16 protein-coding genes and 2 pseudogenes are annotated in these 17,758 nt (G+C 72.7%); 11 read left to right on the top strand and 7 right to left on the bottom strand.

Translation table 11 applies throughout. The features are described from left to right. Positions 1–206: 206 nt before the first annotated feature. The 3 genes and pseudogenes from ACZ7L0_RS03235 to ACZ7L0_RS03245 form a co-directional block, all read right to left on the bottom strand. Positions 207–1,769 carry a carboxylesterase/lipase family protein gene (locus ACZ7L0_RS03235; protein WP_471240662.1) on the bottom strand — a complete coding sequence of 521 codons (1,563 nt, stop codon included), beginning with the start codon at positions 1,767–1,769 and terminating at the stop codon, positions 207–209. 93 nt (positions 1,770–1,862) lie between these two features. Beyond that, a pseudogene (locus tag ACZ7L0_RS03240) lies at positions 1,863–2,809 on the bottom strand (hypothetical protein). A 35-nt stretch (positions 2,810–2,844) separates the two neighbouring features. After that, positions 2,845–3,219, bottom strand: a pseudogene (locus ACZ7L0_RS03245) (Ig family protein); the annotation flags it as partial. A 267-nt stretch (positions 3,220–3,486) separates the two neighbouring features. On the opposite strand from ACZ7L0_RS03245, the gene ACZ7L0_RS03250 reads away from it, so the two are divergent. Continuing rightward, positions 3,487–4,533: a LacI family DNA-binding transcriptional regulator gene (locus ACZ7L0_RS03250; RefSeq protein WP_471240975.1), complete on the top strand. Its 1,047-nt coding sequence runs from the start codon at positions 3,487–3,489 to the stop codon at positions 4,531–4,533. Positions 4,534–4,604: 71 nt separating this feature from the next. Here ACZ7L0_RS03250 and ACZ7L0_RS03255 read toward each other — a convergent pair whose 3' ends face one another. Continuing rightward, positions 4,605–4,859 (bottom strand): hypothetical protein, encoded by a 255-nt coding sequence (locus ACZ7L0_RS03255; RefSeq protein ID WP_471240663.1) that lies wholly within the window; start codon positions 4,857–4,859, stop codon positions 4,605–4,607. After that, positions 4,856–5,719: an isocitrate lyase/PEP mutase family protein gene (locus ACZ7L0_RS03260; protein ID WP_471240664.1), complete on the bottom strand. Its 864-nt coding sequence runs from the start codon at positions 5,717–5,719 to the stop codon at positions 4,856–4,858. Before ACZ7L0_RS03260 ends, ACZ7L0_RS03255 begins: the two co-directional genes overlap by 4 nt. Before the next feature lie 269 nt (positions 5,720–5,988). Here ACZ7L0_RS03260 and ACZ7L0_RS03265 point away from each other — a divergent pair, with 269 nt between their 5' ends. Continuing rightward, the gene (locus ACZ7L0_RS03265) at positions 5,989–6,621 is read left to right on the top strand and encodes a VOC family protein (RefSeq protein ID WP_471240665.1); all 633 of its coding nucleotides are present in this window, start codon (positions 5,989–5,991) and stop codon (positions 6,619–6,621) included. Between the two features lie 292 nt (positions 6,622–6,913). Further along, positions 6,914–7,315: a VOC family protein gene (locus ACZ7L0_RS03270; protein WP_471240666.1), complete on the top strand. Its 402-nt coding sequence runs from the start codon at positions 6,914–6,916 to the stop codon at positions 7,313–7,315. Here ACZ7L0_RS03270 and ACZ7L0_RS03275 read toward each other — a convergent pair. Together ACZ7L0_RS03275 and ACZ7L0_RS03280 are read right to left on the bottom strand one after the other, a co-directional pair. Beyond that, entirely contained in the window at positions 7,298–7,984 is a 687-nt protein-coding gene (locus tag ACZ7L0_RS03275; protein WP_471240667.1) for a helix-turn-helix domain-containing protein, read from the bottom strand. The genes ACZ7L0_RS03270 and ACZ7L0_RS03275 overlap by 18 nt on opposite strands. A gap of 154 nt (positions 7,985–8,138) precedes the next feature. After that, the gene (locus ACZ7L0_RS03280; protein WP_471240668.1) at positions 8,139–9,296 is read right to left on the bottom strand and encodes a YihY/virulence factor BrkB family protein; all 1,158 of its coding nucleotides are present in this window, start codon (positions 9,294–9,296) and stop codon (positions 8,139–8,141) included. A gap of 129 nt (positions 9,297–9,425) precedes the next feature. Between ACZ7L0_RS03280 and ACZ7L0_RS03285 the strand changes: the two genes are divergently transcribed. The 8 genes from ACZ7L0_RS03285 (at position 9,426) to ACZ7L0_RS03320 (ending at position 17,720) form a co-directional block, all read left to right on the top strand. Beyond that, a complete protein-coding gene (locus ACZ7L0_RS03285) occupies positions 9,426–11,063 on the top strand; it encodes an acyl-CoA dehydrogenase family protein (protein WP_471240669.1) in 1,638 nt (545 codons plus the stop codon). A 374-nt stretch (positions 11,064–11,437) separates the two neighbouring features. Further along, complete coding sequence (locus tag ACZ7L0_RS03290) at positions 11,438–12,685, top strand: GAF domain-containing protein (protein WP_471240976.1); 1,248 nt, start codon at positions 11,438–11,440, stop codon at positions 12,683–12,685. Positions 12,686–12,870: 185 nt separating this feature from the next. Then, a complete protein-coding gene (locus ACZ7L0_RS03295; RefSeq protein WP_471240670.1) occupies positions 12,871–14,211 on the top strand; it encodes a hypothetical protein in 1,341 nt (446 codons plus the stop codon). Between the two features lie 17 nt (positions 14,212–14,228). Beyond that, positions 14,229–14,792, top strand: a complete 564-nt coding sequence (locus ACZ7L0_RS03300; RefSeq protein ID WP_471240671.1) for a GNAT family N-acetyltransferase — start codon at positions 14,229–14,231, stop codon at positions 14,790–14,792. Between the two features lie 114 nt (positions 14,793–14,906). Further along, positions 14,907–14,990: a putative leader peptide gene (locus ACZ7L0_RS03305; protein ID WP_361451897.1), complete on the top strand. Its 84-nt coding sequence runs from the start codon at positions 14,907–14,909 to the stop codon at positions 14,988–14,990. A gap of 146 nt (positions 14,991–15,136) precedes the next feature. Next, on the top strand, positions 15,137–16,834 hold the full coding sequence (locus ACZ7L0_RS03310) for a nitrite/sulfite reductase (RefSeq protein WP_471240672.1): 1,698 nt from the start codon (positions 15,137–15,139) through the stop codon (positions 16,832–16,834). Beyond that, positions 16,831–17,013 carry a hypothetical protein gene (locus ACZ7L0_RS03315; RefSeq protein WP_471240673.1) on the top strand — a complete coding sequence of 61 codons (183 nt, stop codon included), beginning with the start codon at positions 16,831–16,833 and terminating at the stop codon, positions 17,011–17,013. Before ACZ7L0_RS03310 ends, ACZ7L0_RS03315 begins: the two co-directional genes overlap by 4 nt. Next, positions 17,010–17,720: a phosphoadenylyl-sulfate reductase gene (locus ACZ7L0_RS03320; RefSeq protein WP_471240674.1), complete on the top strand. Its 711-nt coding sequence runs from the start codon at positions 17,010–17,012 to the stop codon at positions 17,718–17,720. Before ACZ7L0_RS03315 ends, ACZ7L0_RS03320 begins: the two co-directional genes overlap by 4 nt. Positions 17,721–17,758 lie beyond the last annotated feature (38 nt).

A 17,758-nucleotide genomic window follows, 5' to 3' on the forward strand; every position in this document is an offset into this window, starting at 1 on the left:
CACGTCCCCTACGGGGAGTTGGGCCGCCTGGCCGTGCGTACCGCCCTGGGCCACACCGCCGACTCGGCCGACGAGCATCTGCTGCTGGGCCGCATGTGGTGGTGCGGGACTCGGTGGCGAAGCCGTCGGGCGCGGCGGACGACTGATGTTGACGGGTCACTGACGCTGTCGGGCGACCGGCGTTTCGGTGCGGAGCCGCTGACGTCTCAGTGCAGGCGGGTGCCGACCGACCGGCGCAGCCGGCGTACGGTCGCCGCGAGTTCGGCGCCGCGCAGGTGGGTGCCGTGGACCGTATCCGGTGGTCCGGCGACGGTCGACCACAGGTCGACTTCGGGATCCCGTGGCCCGTATGCGGTATACGGTGTGCCGTCGCCGAGGATCCGGACCGGGTGGGTGGCATCCCACGGCTCCCATCCGGGATCCCCTGTGGTCACGAACCGCACCCACGCCCCGTGCATGGTGTCGCCCAGCTCCTGCGGCGCGCCCTCGCCGGCCAGGCGGGCGGACTCGGGGACGGCCCCGGTGTCGAAGACGAAGCCGAGTTCCAGGGCGTGGCAGGCCTCCAGGCCAGGGAGGTTGGAGGGCCAGGCGAACTCGTAGACGTACGAGGAGGCGGGGCGGGCGTCGGCCAGGCGGTGCAGCGGGACGCGCAGCAGGTGGTCGGTGACCAGTTGGCCGACGATCTCGGCGGGGCCGGCGTCCGGGTGCAGGGCGCGGTAGCCGCGTGGCACTTCGTGGCCGCAGTGGCAGCGGGCCATGGCGCCGGCCAGGGCGACCGTGCCGAGCCGGTCGACGTGCTCCATCAGCCCGCCCGGCACCAGCCACAGCCGGTACTCGTCCCGGGTCCAGCCCATGAGCAGGTCGACGCCCGGGGCGGCCTCGCCCTCGATCAGGGCCTGGAGCGGGTCGCGCGGGACGAGGTCGCCGTCCTCGACGATGCCGAAGGCCGGACCGCCGAGGACCGGGCTGCTGCGCCGGCCGATCTCGGCCTGGGTGCGCAGCAGCAGTTCGCGGTCGACGGCGGCGAAGGCTTCGGCGGTGGCGGGGATCTTCAGCCGGTTGGCCATGCGGCGCACCATCCGCCGTACCTTGGCGCGGTCGGAGGCGTCCGGGGACCCGCTCTGCAGCACCGCCCGCCGGACCAGGCCCTGGGTCTGGGGTGCGGCGAGCAGGGCGCCGGTGCTGATCGCCCCGGCCGACTGTCCGGCCAGGGTCACCCGGTCGGGGTCGCCGCCGAAGGCGGCGATCGAGGCGTGCACCCAGCGCAGGGCGGCCAGCTGGTCGCGCAGTCCGGGGTTGGCGGGGGTGTCCGGGAACAGTCCGTAGCCCTCTACTCCCAGCCGGTAGTTGACGGAGACGAGGACGACGCCGTCCCGGGCGAAGGCCCGGCCGTCGTAGACCGGCACGGCGGAGGAGCCCCTGGTCAGGGCGCCGCCGTGCAGCCATACGAGGACGGGGAGCCGGGCGGCGGGGTCCGGGTCGGGGGTCCATACGTTGAGGTTGAGGCAGTCGTCGCCGGGCACCACCGGGTCGGACAGGTACTGCGCGAACGCCTCCGAGTACGGCGGTTTCGGCGCCGTCGGCCCGAAGGCGCCCGCGTCGCGCACGCCGTCCCAGGGCTCGGGCGGCTCGGGCGGACGGAACCGGCGGGGCCCGAAGGGCGGGGCGGCGTACGGGATGCCGCGGAAGACGGCGATCTCGTGCTCGTACCTGCCGCGCACCGCCCCGTACGGCGTTCTGACGACGGGGTCCGTCCGGTCTGCCGTCATGTGCCCACCAGCCCTTCGCAGCGCTCGTGCACCAGTAACACCACAGCACCACATCCGTCCCGGGTATTCCGGCGCACGGGGGCGGCGGGAGGGCTATTTGGCGTACATGAGGGTGCCGAAACCGAGCTGGTCGTAGCCGCCGCTGGTGGAGCCGTAGTCACCGCCGCCGCCCTCCGGGGCGACGGTGGCGGCCATCCGGGCGATGTACCGGTCGTCAAGGTACAGGCGCCGGTTGTAGTGGTAGTGGAGCATCGCCCACACGGGGCGGGCCTGGCCCCGGGAGGCCGAGGAGATCGCGGTCTGGGACTGCTGGGCGCAGCTCTGGCCGGTGCCCCGGGTGTAGGTGGTGAACGGGACGTCGTCGCCGAGGTTGTACTTGGCGACGTACTGGGCGGCCTTCATGAACCTGCGGTCGTCGTACGAGTACAGGTCGTGCGGTGGTGGGTCAGGAAGCTGGTGCTGAGCGGGTAGAAGACGTCGGTCATCATCCGCTGGAAGGCGGTGAGGTCGAAATCGGGGTGGTCGCGGACGAGTTCGGCGGCGTTGGCGAGCTGCCAGCCGTAGATCCCGGCGGCGAGGTAGCGGTCGGCGTTGCCGGTGACGGTGGTGAGTCGGGACGACCAGGCGTTGAGGATCCGTACGGCGCAGTCGCCGTGTGCGGTGGTGCCGGCCACGTTCCAGCGCAGGGCGTTCTGGTAGGCGGCGGCGATGTCGTTGTACAGGGTGCCGTAGTTCTCGCCGGTGCCGCCGCGGATCACGGTGGCCTGGGGGTTGGGCGTCCAGGTGGACTGGGCGTGGGAGTTGGCGGTCAGCCTGTTCCAGCCGGACAGCCAGGGGTCGTCGCCCGCGGCGACCCGGACCTTGGCGCGGTTGATGTCGCCCTGGTTGTGGAGCATGCCGGGGTGGGTGAAGGTGGCCGGGGCGGCGGTGGCGGTCGAGGTGCCGGCCAGGGCGAGGCCGGCGGTGAGACCGCCGACGGTCTTCAGTAGACCGCGGCGGCTCAGCACCGTGTCGCGGTGGTGGGGGGAGGTGCGGCTCATGGGGGTGCGGCTCCCGTCTGGGGGGGGAAGGACGGCTAGGTGATGATCACCTCGCCGAATCGTGCGGTGCCGAGGGTCAGCGGGCTGCGGGAGCAGACCACCAGGCCCACGTGGTAGGGGGCGTCACCGAAGCCGGGGATCGTGCCCTCGGCGAGGGGGGTCCAGGTGGCGCCGTCGTCGGTGGAGACGGAGGCGGTGAAGGTGGTCCCGGTGCGCTTCAGCCGTAGGAGGGAGGGGAGTTGGACGGTGGTCGTTGCGGTGAAGGCGGATGCGCCGGCCGCTGTCGGACGGAGCATGAGCTGCGCGGTGGTGCCGCCGGTGACGATCAGGCCCGCCGCCTGGTCGAACGGTGACAGGGACTTGGTCATGAGTAGTCCGACCCGGTCGGCGGTGGCGCCGTCCCGGGAGAGCTTCATGCCGTGGACCTGGTGGACGCGGCGTTCACGGCGGACTTCACGGGGTTCCGGCTCACGTGTACGCCGGACCGGCCGGTTCCGCTGTTCGAGGTTTCGAAAGTGCCGCCTGGCGTGATCCCGTGATTTCCCATGTCTTCCCGCCGTGTTGACGCGCACCTATCGTAGGAAGCGCTTTCTGCACGGTCGGTGTTCGGGCCGCGGAAGCAGCGTTGGTCGCAACTTTCGATGGCCCTCGGGCGGGCCGGGAAGGCGGTTTCGGCGATGGTCCGTACGGCGGGGAGCGCGAGCGTGGCGGCCGGTCCGACGCTGGCCGTGGTGGCCCGCGAGGCGGGGGTCTCAGTGCCGACCGCGTCGAAGGTGGTCAACGGCCGCGAGGACGTGGCGCCGGAGACCCGTCGGCGGGTCACCGAGGCGCTGGACCGGCTCGGTTACGTCCGCAGACCCCGCTTCGACGCGGCGAAGGCGCCCGGCCTGGTGGACCTCGTGGTGCACTCGCTGGCGAGTTCCTGGTCGGGGGCGGTGCTGCACGGGGTGGAGGAGGCGGCGCACGAGGCGGGTCTGGAGGTGGTGGTCTCGGCCGGGCTGAACCGCACCCGGGGCGGCCGGCCGGAGCGGGGCTGGCTGGACAAGCTCACCGTGCGGGGGTCCTCCGGGGTGCTGTTCAACCTGGCGGAGCTGTCCGCGTCGCAGTACGCCTGGCTCGACCAGCACCGCATTCCGTACGTGATGATCGACCCGGTGCACGAGCCGCCGCCCGGCGTGGTCTCGGTCGGGGCGCAGAACTGGCAGGGCGGGGTGACCGCCACCGAGCACCTGCTGGGCCTCGGCCACGAGCGGGTGGCCGTGATCGCCGGGCACCGGCGCACGATGTGCAGCAGCGCCCGGGTGGCCGGCTACCGTTCCGCGCTCGCGTCGGCCGGGGTGCGGCACCGGGCCGGGTACGTCCGGTACGCGGGCTTCGACGAGACCGCCGCCCGCCTGCACACGAGCGAGTTGCTGGACCTGCCCGAGCCGCCGACGGCCGTGTTCGTCTGCTCGGACCGGATGGCGCTCGGGGTGTGCGCGGCGCTGGCCGAGCGGGGGCTGCGGGTGCCCGAGGACATCAGCGTGGTCGGCTTCGACGATCTGCCCGAGGCCCGCTGGGCGGACCCGGCTCTGACCACGGTCCGCCAGCCGCTGTCGGAGATGGCGGCGACGGCCCTGCGGCTGCTGGTGCGGATGATGAACGGCGAGCGCCCGGAGGGGACCCGCACGGAGCTGTCGACGCGGCTGGTGACCAGGGGCAGCACGGCGCCGCCCGCCCGCTGAGGCACCCGGACGGGGAGACGGCCGGGCACCTCCCGCACGGGGTGCCCGGCCGCCGTCTCGTCGCCGCGCGGTCAGTCGCCGTCCCGGTCCGCGGCGCCGGCGAGGGCCGCCATCAGGTCGACGGCGCTGCCGTCGTGGTCGCTGCCGGCGGTGCCGCTGCCGGTCTGGACGTTGCCGGTGCGGTCGATTTCGAGGACCGAGTCGGCCCCGGAGTTGTCGATGACGGTGATCAGGCCGCCGCCCGCGGACGCGGGCGCGGCGGCGGTGCCGAGCAGGGCCGCGGCGACCGCCGTCGCCGTACGCAGCCGGGGTGCGGCACGGCTCACACGCCCACACCCTCGGGAGCGGACCGGTGCCGGGCGATGTTGCGCTCCAGCAGCCGGGTGGCCGCCTTGACGCCGACGCCGCTCGCGGGGTCCACCTCGGGCAGCCGGCCGTCGGCCTCCTTCAGGCCGGTGAGCGCGGTGTCCATCGCCTCGTGTGCGGCGAACAGGCACGGGGTGCTGTAGATCGCCACGTCCACGCCGAGGTCGGACAGTTCGCTCAGCGACAGGCGCGGCGACTTGCCGCCCGCGATCTGGTTGAACAGCAGCGGCTTGTCGCCGACGACCTCGCGGATCCGTCGGATCCACGCCACGCTGCGCACCCCGTCGACCAGGACCACGTCGGCGTCGGTGGCGGCCAGCCGCTCGGCCCGGTGCAGGATGTCGTGCTCGTCGGTGGCGTCCGTGCGGGCCACCACCACCAGGTCCCGGCGGGTGGCGAGGACCTGCTGAAGCTTCTCCAGGTACTCCTCCAGCGGCAGTACCTGCTTGCCGTCGGCGTGCCCGCAGCGGCGGGGACGTTTCTGGTCCTCGAGGATCACGCCGGAGGCGCCGATCCGCTCCAGGCCCTCGACGACGTGGCAGGCGACCTCCGGATCGACGTACCCGTCGTCGATGTCGACCAGCAGGTGGTGGTCCGGGAACGCGCCCCGCAGCCGCTGGACGAACGCGACCATGTCCGGCCAGGCGATGAATCCGATGTCCGGCAGCCCGTAGTACGAGGCCGCGAAGCCGAAGCCCGAGACGAACATCCCGTCGTAGTGCTTCGCCGCGATAGACGCCGAGTACATGTCGTACACGCCGATCAGTGGGGTGGTCCCCGGCCCGGCGATCCGCTCGCGCAGCTTCTTCCCGTGAGTCAAGGTCCGGCTCCTTGTGTGGGTGGGTTGCGCGGTCGCCGAGAGTGGCGCCGCGTCGCAACAGCCCTTTGCCAAGACAAGATCATCTCGTGGTGTTCTCGTGGTGCTCTCTGTACGCGGGCTTTACTCACCCCGATGGAGCAACCGGTTCACCGGAGAAACGTCACGCGGCCCGGCCGGAGCGGTCGGGCGGCCACGACGCGGGGCCCTGTGCCGCCGAGCGGCGTCAAGTCCCTTGTAGGGGACCGGGGATGACCGTAGCCTCGGCCGGAATGAACCGCATTCCTCCCTTCCTGGACCACCTCGTCCTGGTGACGCCGGACCTCGCGGCGACGGTCGCCGACTTCGCCCGGCGCACGGGTGTGACGCCCGCGCCCGGCGGGGTGCATGTCGGGCTCGGCACCCGCAACCACCTGGTGGGGCTGGGCGGGCGCAGCTATCTGGAGATCATCGGGCCGGACCCGGAGCAGGGCGCCCCGGAGGCCCCCCGGCCCTTCGGGGTCGACGGGCCGGCCGGGCCGCGCACGGTGACCTGGGCGATCAGCCCGCCCGACCTGGACGGCGCGCTCGCGGCGGCCCGCGCCCGCGGTTACGACCCCGGCCCGGTGTACCCGATGAGCCGCCGTACCCCGGACGGCACGCTGCTGAGCTGGCGGCTGACCGGCAGCGACGCCGCGCACCACTCCGGTCTGGTCCCCTTCCTCATCGACTGGGGCGCCTCACGCCACCCGGCCGCCTCCGGCCTGCCCGTCACTCCCCTGCTGGAGCTGACCGCCACCGCCCCCGACCCGGACGGCGTCCGGCAGCTGCTGTCCGCCCTGGACACCGAACTGGTCCTGGCGGAAGGACCGGTGGGCCTTTCCTTCACCGTTCGGACCCCGAAAGGGCCGGTCACCTTCCGCTGAGGACGCCCCGGCCACGGCGGCGGCCACGACGACCTGGCCGGCCAGGCCGACCAGCACCCGTGCGCTGCCGTCCGTCGAAGTCGATGCCGGCCAGGAGGGCGATGACGGCCGCGATGCCGTCGACGACGAGCAGGCCGACGGTCAGCGCGATGTCCGCGACCGGGTGCCGCCGGCCGCGACCGGACCGGGTGGGCGGGGGCCTCGGCCCGGGCCGCGCCGGGGTACGTGTGTGCGCCGGGTGATGTCCGATTCGTTCAAGACCGTCGGCCGGGGCCCGGCCTACGGTGACGGCATGACTCCACGATGCGCAGTGATCGGCGTGGTGGCCTCCGACCTGGCCGCCTCGCTCGCCTTCTACCGTCGCCTCGGGCTCGTCTTCCCGGAGGGCGCCGAGGAACAGCCGCATGTCGAGGCCGGGCTGCCCGGCGGGCTGACCCTCGCCCTGGACACCGAGGACACCATCCGCTCCTTCCACCCCGGGTGGCGGCCACCGGCCGGCGGGGGCCGGGTCTCGCTCGCCTTCCGGTGCGAGACACCCGCCGACGTCGACGCCGTGTACGAGGATCTGGTGGGCTCCGGCCACCACGGGGAGCTGAAGCCGTGGGACGCCTTCTGGGGGCAGCGGTACGCCACCGTGCACGACCCCGACGGCAACGGCGTCGACCTGTTCGCGCCGCTACCGGCCGCCCAGTAGCTCCCTCAGCGTCGTCCCCGCCAACTCCCGTACGTCCCTGGCCAGGTGCGGCTGATCGGCGTACCCGGCCCGGGCGGCCGTCTCGGCGAACGGCACCCCGGCGCGGGCGAGGGCGAGCGCCCGTTGCAGCCGCAGCACCCGGGCCAGCGTCTTGGGGCCGTAGCCGAAGGCGGTCAGGCAGCGGCGGTGCAAGCGGCGTGCGCCGAGGCCGAGTTCGTCGGCGGTGGCGGCGACCGGGCGGCCGCTGTCCAGCGCCGCGACGAGCCGTCCGAGCAGCGGATCGGGCGGGCCCGCACCGGCCGCCCGCCGCAGCGCGATGTCCTCCAGGGCCGTCGCCGGTTCCCGGGCCGCCTCGACGCGGGCGGCCAGGCGCCGGACCTCGGCGGCGGGCCACAGGTCGGCGAGGTCGACGCGGCGGTCGCGCAGTTCGTACGCCGGGACGCCGAGGAAGCCGGGCGCGGTGCCGGGGTGGAAACGGACGCCCGCCCAGCGGCGCGGCGGCCCCTCGGGGACGTGGGCGCGTGTGTCCGGGCCCGCGACCAGCAGGCGTCCCTCGCTCCACAGCAGGTCCATGCACCCGTCGGGCAGTACGGGCCGCGCGGCGGGGTCCTCCAGGGTGCGGCGCCACACCACCGCGCCGGTCAGCCGGGACGCCCGCTCCTCGTACACGTACGCCAGGCTACGCCGCCGATGCGCCCCTCACGCCCGCTCGGCGACGAGGAGGACGACCGGGTGAAAAACGACTGGGAGAGCAACCAGGAAAACGACGAGGAAGACGACGAGGAAGACAGCGCCCAAGCCCTCCGCGCCAAGGGCGGCCCGGTCACTTCTCCGGCGGTGCCGTGTCCCCGCCCGGCTTGTGGTGCGCGTTGTGGTGGCTCTTCACATGGGTGCGCAGCCGTGCCGTCACGTCCTCCGGGGGAAGGAAGCGGGACCAGCGCTCGGGGAACTCGGACGGCATGTCGGGGTCGTCGGGGTCGGCCTCGCGGGCCGCGGCCGCGCGGGCGACGTACTCGGCGACCTGGACCTCGCGCAGCCGCTCCTGGGCGGCGCGGGCGGCGGCCGTGGCGGCGGCCGGCCAGACCCGGTCGATGGCCGCGTTGACGGCGGCGCCGACGAGGACGGCGAACGCGGACACGCCGATCCACAGCAGGACCGCGACGGCGGCGGCGAGGGAGCCGTAGATCGTGGCGCCCTCGATCGTGTTCGTGAGGTAGATCCGCAGGAGGAAGCTGCCGAGCACCCACATGGCCAGGGCGACCAGCGCGCCGGGCACGTCCTCGATCCACGGGGAGCGCACGGGTACGGACACGTGGTACAGCGTCGTCAGGAAGGCGACCGAGAGGATGATCACCACCGGCCAGTACAGGACCTGCACCACCGTCTCCGACCAGGGCACGATCCGCACCACCGCGTCCGGGCCCGCCACCATCAGCGGCAGCGCCACCGAGCCGATCAGCAGCGCCACGATGAACAGCATGAAGGCCATGATCCGGGTCTTGACGATGCCCCGGACGCCGTCGAGGCCGTACATCACGGTGATGGTGTCGATGAAGACGTTCACCGCCCGGGAGCCCGACCAGAGGGCGAACAGGAAGCCGATGGAGATGACGTCCGGGCGGCCGCCCTGCATCACGTCGTGCAGGATGGGTTCGGCGATCTCCTTGACGCCCTTGTCGGACAGGACGGTGCGGGAGGCCTCCAGGAGGTTGGTCTCCAGGCTCTGGATGGTGTCGGCGCCGGTCCAGTCGTCGACGTAGCCGAGCAGCCCGATCAGGCTCAGCAGCAGGGGCGGCACGGACAGCAGTGTGAAGAACGCCGCCTCGGCGGCCAGGCCGAGGATGCGGTACTCCATGCACGAGTTGACGGTGTCCTTGAGCAGCAGCCAGGCGGTCCTGCGCTTGGAGACGTTCCGGTAGAGGGCTCGGGCCCGGTGGAGCCGGCCGCCGGGCCGCTCGGGGGTTTCACTTGCTGGCTGCACGACCTAACGGTATCCGTCGCACCGGGCCGCGCTCACCTTCCGGGCGGCGGCCCGGGCGGAAGGCGCCCGTGGACGGTCCTGTGCCACGCTGGGGCCATTACCGCCGCCGCCCCGGGTAGGTTCGCTGACATGGCAGGTACCAGCACGCACACCGTGACGAACCAGCCGCCGCCGCTGGTGGGATACGACCTCTTCGCCGCCGACCGGGCCCTGACCGAGGCGGTCGAGCGGCATACCGACCCCGGCCTGCGCGAGGAGGTGCTCGACGAGCTGTCCGGGCTCGGCAAGACCTCGGGCTCGGCCCAGGTGCAGGAATGGGCGGTACTGGCCAACGAAAACCCGCCCAGACTGCGCACCCACGACCGCCACGGTCACCGCATCGACGAGGTCGAGTTCCATCCCGCCTGGCACCGGCTGCTCGGCAAGGGCGTCTCGGCGGGGCTGACCACCGCCTGGACCCGCCCGGCCGGGCATGTGCGGCGGGCGGCCGGGTTCCTCCTGTGGAGCCAGGTCGAGGCGGGCAACGGCTGCCCGCTGTCCATGACCCACGCGGCGGTGCCCGCGCTGCGCACCGACCCGGAGCTCGCCGCCGAGTGGGAGCCCCGGCTGACCTCCACGATCTACGACCGTGAGCTGCGGCCCGCCCATCTGAAGGCCGGAGCCCTCTTCGGCATGGGCATGACCGAGAAGCAGGGCGGCAGCGACGTCCGGGCGAACACCACCACGGCGACGCCGCTGGCCGAGGCCGGGACGTACACGCTGACCGGGCACAAGTGGTTCTGCTCGGCGCCGATGTCGGACGGGTTCCTGGTGCTCGCCCAGGCCCCGGACGGGCTGACCTGCTTCCTGGTGCCCCGGGTCCTGCGGGACGGCACCCGCAACGTCTTCCTCATCCAGCGGCTCAAGGACAAGCTCGGCAACCGGTCGAACGCCTCCGGCGAGGTCGAGTTCGACGGGACCTGGGCGCGCCGGGTCGGCGAGGAGGGACGGGGGGTGCGGACCATCATCGAGATGGTCGCCGCGACCCGGCTCGACTGCGCGCTCGGCTCCGCCGGGCTGATGCGGCAGGCGGTGGCGCAGGCCGTCCACCACTGCGCCCACCGGGAGGCCTTCGGCGGCAAGCTGATCGACAAGCCGCTGATGCGCAATGTGCTCGCCGACCTCGCGCTGGAGTCGGAGGCCGCCACCACGCTCGCGATGCGGCTGGCGGCCGCCTACGACGACGGGGGCGAGCAGGAGCGGGCGCTGCTGCGCCTGGCGGTGCCGGCCGCCAAGTACTGGGTGACCAAACGGTGTACACCGGTGACGGTGGAGGCCGCCGAGTGCCTGGGCGGCAACGGCTACGTCGAGGAGTGGGGCCTGCCCCGGCTGGTGCGCGAGTCGCCGCTCAACTCCATCTGGGAGGGCGCGGGCAATGTCCAGGCGCTGGACGTGCTGCGGGCGCTGCAGCGTGAGCCGGGGGCGCTGGACGCCTATCTGATCGAGGTCGGCCGGGCGCGCGGCGCCGACCACCGGCTGGACGGGGCGGTGAAGAACCTGCTGTCCGAACTCGGCGAACTGGAGGGCGCGGAGGGGCGCGCCCGGCGGCTCGTGGAGCGGCTGGCGCTGGTCCTGCAGGGGTCGCTGCTGGTGCGGTTCGCGCCACCGGAGGTCGCCGACGCGTTCTGCGCCTCCCGGCTGGGCGGTGACTGGGGGGCGGCCTTCGGCACCTTGCCGTACGGTCTGAATCTGGCCGCCGTGGTGGAGCGGGCCCGCCCGGTGTCCTGAGGGCCGGTGGCCCCCGGGTTCGTGTCCGTTCGCGCCCGGCCCGGTCCGCCGGGCAGGGCGTTGACGCGGGAGTGGTGCTGCGCCGACACGGCACCACCCCCGCTCACGGCCCGTTGCAGGCCACGGCGCCGCCCGGGGCGGCGCTGCTCAAGTTTCGGCCACCGCGGGGTCCGTCCACCAGGGTTGCAAGGGGTTGCAACTTGGCGGTGCCTGTGGATGGACTGTGTGTCCCCGGCCTTTCCCAACGGGCACTATGGGAGGGGTGGTCGGGCCGGAAAGCGCCGCCCGGACCGTGTGACAACCGCTTGCCGGCGCATCTCTCCGGGAGGACTTCCGTGGCCGACTCGCCGCTGGATCTGGCGCGGCTCGCCGCCATGGACGTGTCGCGGGCGGCGCGGGTGCTCAGGGAGGTGCGCGCGGCCACGCTCGCCGGGCGGCCGAGTCCGCTCGCGCCCCGCCCGGTGATCGAGCAGTCCTGGGGGCGCATGCTGCGCGGCGGGGTCGACCCCGACCGCGGTTTCCGGGGCGGGCTGCTGTCCCGGGAGGAAGTGCGGCGCAGACGGGAGGAGTCGCCGCTCGGGCAGGTCCTGCCGGTGCTGCGGGAGGGGCTGTTGTCGGTCGCGGACGTCGCCCGGCACATCATGGTGGTCGCGGACGCCGACGGCCGGGTGCTGTGGCGGGAGGGCAGTGCGGCCGTGCTGCGCAACGCCGACGGTCTCGGCCTGGAGGTGGGCGCCGACTGGCGGGAGGACGTCGTCGGCACCAACGGCGTGGGCACCTCGGTGGTGGTGCGGCGGCCCGTCCAGGTCTTCGCCGGTGAGCACTTCGTCCGCTCGCACACCTCCTGGACCTGTACCGGCGCCCCGATCACCGACCCCCGCGACGGTCGGCTGCTCGGTGTGGTGGACGTCAGCGGCCCGCTGGAGACGATGCACCCGGCGACGCTGGCCTGGGTGGACTCGGTGGCCAAGCTCGCCGAGGCGCGTCTGAGGGAGCTGCACCTGACCTCGCTGGAGCGGCTGCGCGCCGAGGCGGCGCCGGTGCTGGCCCGGGTCGGCGGGCAGGCGGTGGTGGCGGACCGGGACGGCTGGACCGCCGCGGTCACGGGGATGCCGTACACGCCGCGTGTCGGGCTGCCCACGGCGCTGTCGGCGGGCCGCCGGTGGCTGCCCGCGCTCGGTCTGTGCTCGGTGGAGCCGCTGGCGGGGGGCTGGCTGGTGCGCGCGGTCGACGAGCCGCCGCCGGGCGCGGTCCGGATCGTGCTGGATCTGGCGCAGCCGCGCCGCTGGACGGTGACGGTCACCGGGGGCGCGGGCTCCTGGTCCCGGGAACTGAGCCCCCGGCACGCCGAGTTGCTCTATCTGCTGGCCCGGCACCGTACCGGCCGAAGCGCGGCGGGCCTGGCCGCGGACCTGTTCGGGGACCCGTCGCGTACGGTGACGGTGCGGGCGGAGATGTCCCGGGTGCGGCGGTATCTCGGGGCGTTCCTGCAACACCGGCCGTATCGTTTCTGCGAGGACGCGGAGGTCGAGGTGCTGCTGCCGGACGACCCGCACGAGCTGTTGCCGCACTCGACGGCGCCGGCGGTGATCGGGGGACGGACGTCGCCGCCCGTTCTCTGAAAAGAGGCGAACTTCACCATATACGGCACATTGAGCACATCCGAGGGGGCATCTTCCGCATATTTGCGGGGTCTTCGGCCTGTGACACCCCCAACTGCCGTAGCATCCCCCCTACGGGCCTCCCCACCTGCTCCTCGGTCAACGTACGGACCGTCCGGCGCAGTTGGCCCGCCTCGGGAGGAGACATGAAGCAACGCGGCAGACACCGTCGGCGCAGACGGGGCGCGGCGCTGCGCGCGGTCCTGGCCGGCACCGCCCTCGCGCTCACCGCGGCCGCCACCCTGATCAGTGCCTCGCAGGCCACGGTCGCCCACGACCCGGGTGCCCTGAAGCCGCTGACCTCCTCTGCCGGGACGGGTGAACTGCGGCTCCAGGAGGAGCTGATACCGGCCCGCTCACTCGACCGGCTGGCCGCGGCCATGGGCCGCCCGGTCGGCGTCGACACCGTCCTGGACAGCGCCGACCGCACCCTGCGCGAGGCGGCCGACTGCACCTCCGGTGAACGGGAGTCGCTGCCCGTCGCCCCCGAGGCCACCCGCGGGTACTGCTGGGATCCCGCCGACACCGCCACCGACGGCTGGAAGCCGGCGTCCGTGACCACGTCCGGTGACGCGGACGACGACGGCCTGTGGGGCGCCAACCGCGTGATCCTCACGGGCTGGACGCACAGCGCGACGACCGGTCCCGCCGCCGAGCGGGGCCTGGCCCGGATCGCCTTCGTCGACGCGAACGACCTGCTCCGTCCGGTCTACCGCTGGGTGCTGCCGGTGGTCCCGACCGAGGACGGCCGCGACTACCGCGGTCTCGTGTCACATGTCTCCGGCATGGTCTGGTACGAGGACAAGCTGCTGGTCACCACCGACACGGGCGCGGCCGAGGCGCTGTACGTCTACGACCTGAACCGCATTCAGCGCACCACCGTCGACGGCCCGCGGATCGGCCGGGTGCCCGGCGGCTGGTCGGCGGACGGTTACGCATATGTGATGCCGGCCGTGGGCGTCTATCGCTTCGCGGCCGGGCCCTGCGCCGCCGCGGAGCGCGGCATCCCCTGTCCGGGCGGCCTCTCCCTGGACCGCGGCACGGCGCCCGACAGCCTGGCCGTGAGCGAGGCGACCCCCGCCGGCAGCGAACGCCACACCCGGCTGTGGCGGTACTCCTTCAGCGCCGACCCGGCACGCGGCGGCCTGCTCGCCACGGACGCGGCGGGCGGGGTGGACGCGGTCGAGGCCTACCGGACCGGGGCGTCCGGAGTCCGGGGCGTGCTGTCGTACCGGCCGGCCGGCGCGGCACGGTCCGTCTGGTACCTCGGACACCCGCCCGGTGACCAGGACGGCCACGGCACTCTGTGGCGCCAGGACGCCAAGGGCGCGAAGGCGGCGCACTGCGGCTCCGACGCCACGCGGCACTGCTGGGCGGAGGGCGCCGGGTCCCTGTCCTACTGGCAGGAGACGGGCGAGGTGTGGTCGGTCACGGACCGCATGCTGTTCTCCCTGCCGCTGGCCTCCATCGACAGCTCCCTGGGGTAGATGATTCCCTGGCCTGCATGAGCAGCGTCACGGTCACCACTTGGTCCCTGGAGCAGACGTCCCCGGCGGACCTCCTCCCGGCCGCCGCCCCCGAGGGCGACGTCCGCATCGTCCGCTCCGAGGTCCCCTCCCCCGAGTTCAGCCGCTTCCTGTACGCCTCGGTCGGTGGCGACATCCGCTGGACCGACCGGCTCGTCTGGAGCTACGACCGGTGGCTGGAGTACCTGGGCCGGCCGGGTGTGGAGACCTGGGTGGCGTACGACCGGGGCACGCCCGCCGGTTATGTGGAGCTGGACCCGCAGGACGACGGCGTCGTGGAGATCGCGTACTTCGGGCTGATCCCGGCGTTCCGGGGGCGGCGGATCGGGGGGCATCTGCTGGCGCACGGAACGGCGCGGGCATGGGACCTCGGCGAGCGGTGGAGCGGGCGGGCGCCGACGAAGCGGGTGTGGCTGCACACGTGCAGCAAGGACGGGGAGTTCGCCATGGACAACTACCTGAGGCGGGGTTTCCGGCTCTTCGACACGAAGGTGGATCAGGAGCGGGAGGTGGCGGCGCCGGGGCCCTGGCCGGGGGCTTGACGACAAGCGCGTACCGCGCATGACACAGATCACAACATCCAGCATTCGGGACAGGCGTGTCCAGAATGCGGATAACGGTGGACTGGCCAGAGATCCCCGTGACACGCTTTCGTCATGTCCGGAACTGGAATTGCCTTGGTGAGTCGGCGGCACGTCGATCTCGGCCGCATGTCCAGCGCCATCTGTCGAGCGAGCTGACCCTTCCCGCAGTGGCCTTGGGCCACGGCCCCAGCACCGCCGACACCCCTTCCTCTCCCTGTGCGCAACGACGCGCACGTATGCCCCGATGCGCCCGCATGCGCAGGTCAGAGCCGCTTTCCGCCTGTCCCGAAGGACGTAGAACCATGGCCGCCACCCCACAGAACCCCGCCGCCTCCGCGCCCCGCCGCAAGGTGAGTCGTCACCGCGGTGAGGGTCAGTGGGCCGTAGGCCACCACACCCCGCTCAACGGCAACGAGCAGTTCAAGAAGGACGACGACGGTCTCAATGTGCGGACACGCATTGAGACGATCTACTCCAAGCGCGGCTTCGACTCGATCGACCCCAACGACCTTCGTGGGCGTATGCGCTGGTGGGGGCTGTACACCCAGCGCAAGCCCGGGATCGACGGCGGCAAGACCGCGATCCTGGAGCCGGAGGAGCTGGACGACGAGTACTTCATGCTCCGGGTGCGCATCGACGGCGGCCGGCTGACCACGCGGCAGCTGCGGGTCATCGGTGAGATCTCGCAGGAGTTCGCGCGCGGCACCGCCGACATCACCGACCGGCAGAACGTCCAGTACCACTGGATCCGGGTCGAGGACGTGCCCGAGATCTGGCAGCGGCTGGAGGCCGTCGGGCTGTCCACGGTCACGGCCTGCGGTGACACGCCCCGTGTGATGATCGGCTCACCGGTCGCCGGGATCGCCGAGGACGAGATCATCGACGGCACCCCGGCGCTGGAGGAGATGAAGCGCCGCGTCCTGAACAACAAGGCGTACTCGAACCTCCCCCGGAAGTTCAAGACGGCCATCTCGGGCTCGCCCCTGCTGGACGTGGTGCACGAGATCAACGACGTGGCCTTCGTCGGCGTCCGGCACCCCGAGCACGGGCCGGGCTTCGACGTGTGGGTCGGCGGCGGCCTGTCGACCAACCCCAAGCTGGGTGTGCGGCTGGGCGCCTGGGTGCCGCTGGACGAGGTGCCGGACGTCTACGAGGGCGTGCTGTCGATCTTCCGTGACTACGGCTACCGGCGGCTGCGGACCCGCGCCCGCCTGAAGTTCCTGGTCGCCGACTGGGGCGCGGAGAAGTTCCGGCAGGTGCTGGAGGACGAGTACCTGCAGCGGAAGCTCGTCGACGGCCCCGCACCTCAGCAGCCGGTCCAGCAGTGGCGCGACCACGTCGGTGTGCACCGCCAGAACGACGGCCGTTTCTACGTCGGTTTCGCCCCGCGGGTCGGCCGCGTCGACGGCACCACCCTGACGAAGATCGCCGACCTGGCGGAGGCGCACGGGTCCGGCCGGGTCCGTACCACCGTCGAACAGAAGATGATCATCCTCGATGTCGAGGAGGCGCAGGTCGACTCGCTGGTCGAGGCCCTGGAGGCGCTGGACCTCACCGCCAAGCCCTCCCCGTTCCGGCGCGGCACCATGGCCTGCACCGGCATCGAGTTCTGCAAGCTCGCCATCGTCGAGACCAAGGTGCGCGGCTCCCAGCTCATCGACGAACTGGAGCGCCGCATCCCGGACTTCGACGAGCCGATCACCATCAACCTCAACGGCTGCCCGAACGCCTGCGCCCGTATCCAGGTGGCGGACATCGGTCTCAAGGGCCAGCTGGTCCTGAACGACAAGGGCGAGCAGGTCGAGGGCTTCCAGGTGCACCTCGGCGGCGCCCTCGGTCTGGAGGCCGGCTTCGGCCGCAAGGTGCGCGGACTGAAGGTGACGTCCGAGGAGCTCCCGGACTACGTCGAGCGGGTCCTCAAGCGGTTCCAGGCCGAGCGCGAGGACGGCGAGCGGTTCGCCGTCTGGGCCGCCCGCGCCAGCGAGGAGGCCCTGTCGTGAGCGAGCGGGCCGCCCCCTTCCACTGCCCCTACTGCGGCGACGAGGACCTGCGTCCGAACGAGCAGGGCCACGGCGCCTGGGAATGCGGAGCGTGCAACCGCGCATTCCAGCTGAAGTTCCTCGGGCTGCTGGCCCGGGGTCTTCAGCGAGCCGACCACGGAGGGGATGACCGGATATGACGACGGCTCAGGAAGCGCGTACCGACGACGAGCTGAAGGCGCTCGCCGAGCAGGCGGGACGCGACCTGGAGGACGCCTCCGCCCTGGAGATCCTCCAGTGGGCGGTGGACACCTTCGGCAAGGACTTCTGCGTGACCTCCTCCATGGAGGACGCGGTGGTCGCCCATCTGGCGTCCCGGGTCCTCAAGGGCGTGGACGTGGTGTTCCTCGACACCGGCTACCACTTCCCGGAGACCATCGGCACCCGCGACGCGGTCGAGGCCGTGATGGACGTCAACGTCATCACGCTGACCCCGAAGCAGACGGTCGCCGAGCAGGACGCCGAGTACGGGCCCAGGCTGCACGACCGCGACCCCGACCTGTGCTGCAAGCTCCGCAAGGTGCAGCCGCTGGAGGAGGGCCTGAAGAGTTACCGGGCCTGGGCGACCGGCCTGCGCCGCGACGAGTCCCCGACCCGGGCGAACACCCCGGTCGTCGGCTGGGACGACAAGCGCCGCAAGGTCAAGATCTCCCCGATCGCCCGCTGGACGCAGGACGACGTGGACGCCTACGTCGCCGAACACGGCGTACTGACCAACCCGCTGCTGATGGACGGCTACGCCTCCGTGGGCTGCGCCCCGTGCACCCGCCGGGTCCTCGAAGGGGAGGACGCACGCGCCGGCCGCTGGGCCGGGCGGAGCAAGACCGAGTGCGGGCTGCACGGCTGACATGACTGTGATTTCCACGTATTCCACGCATTCCGCGC

The organism is Streptomyces sp. NPDC039424 (genome assembly GCF_055639495.1).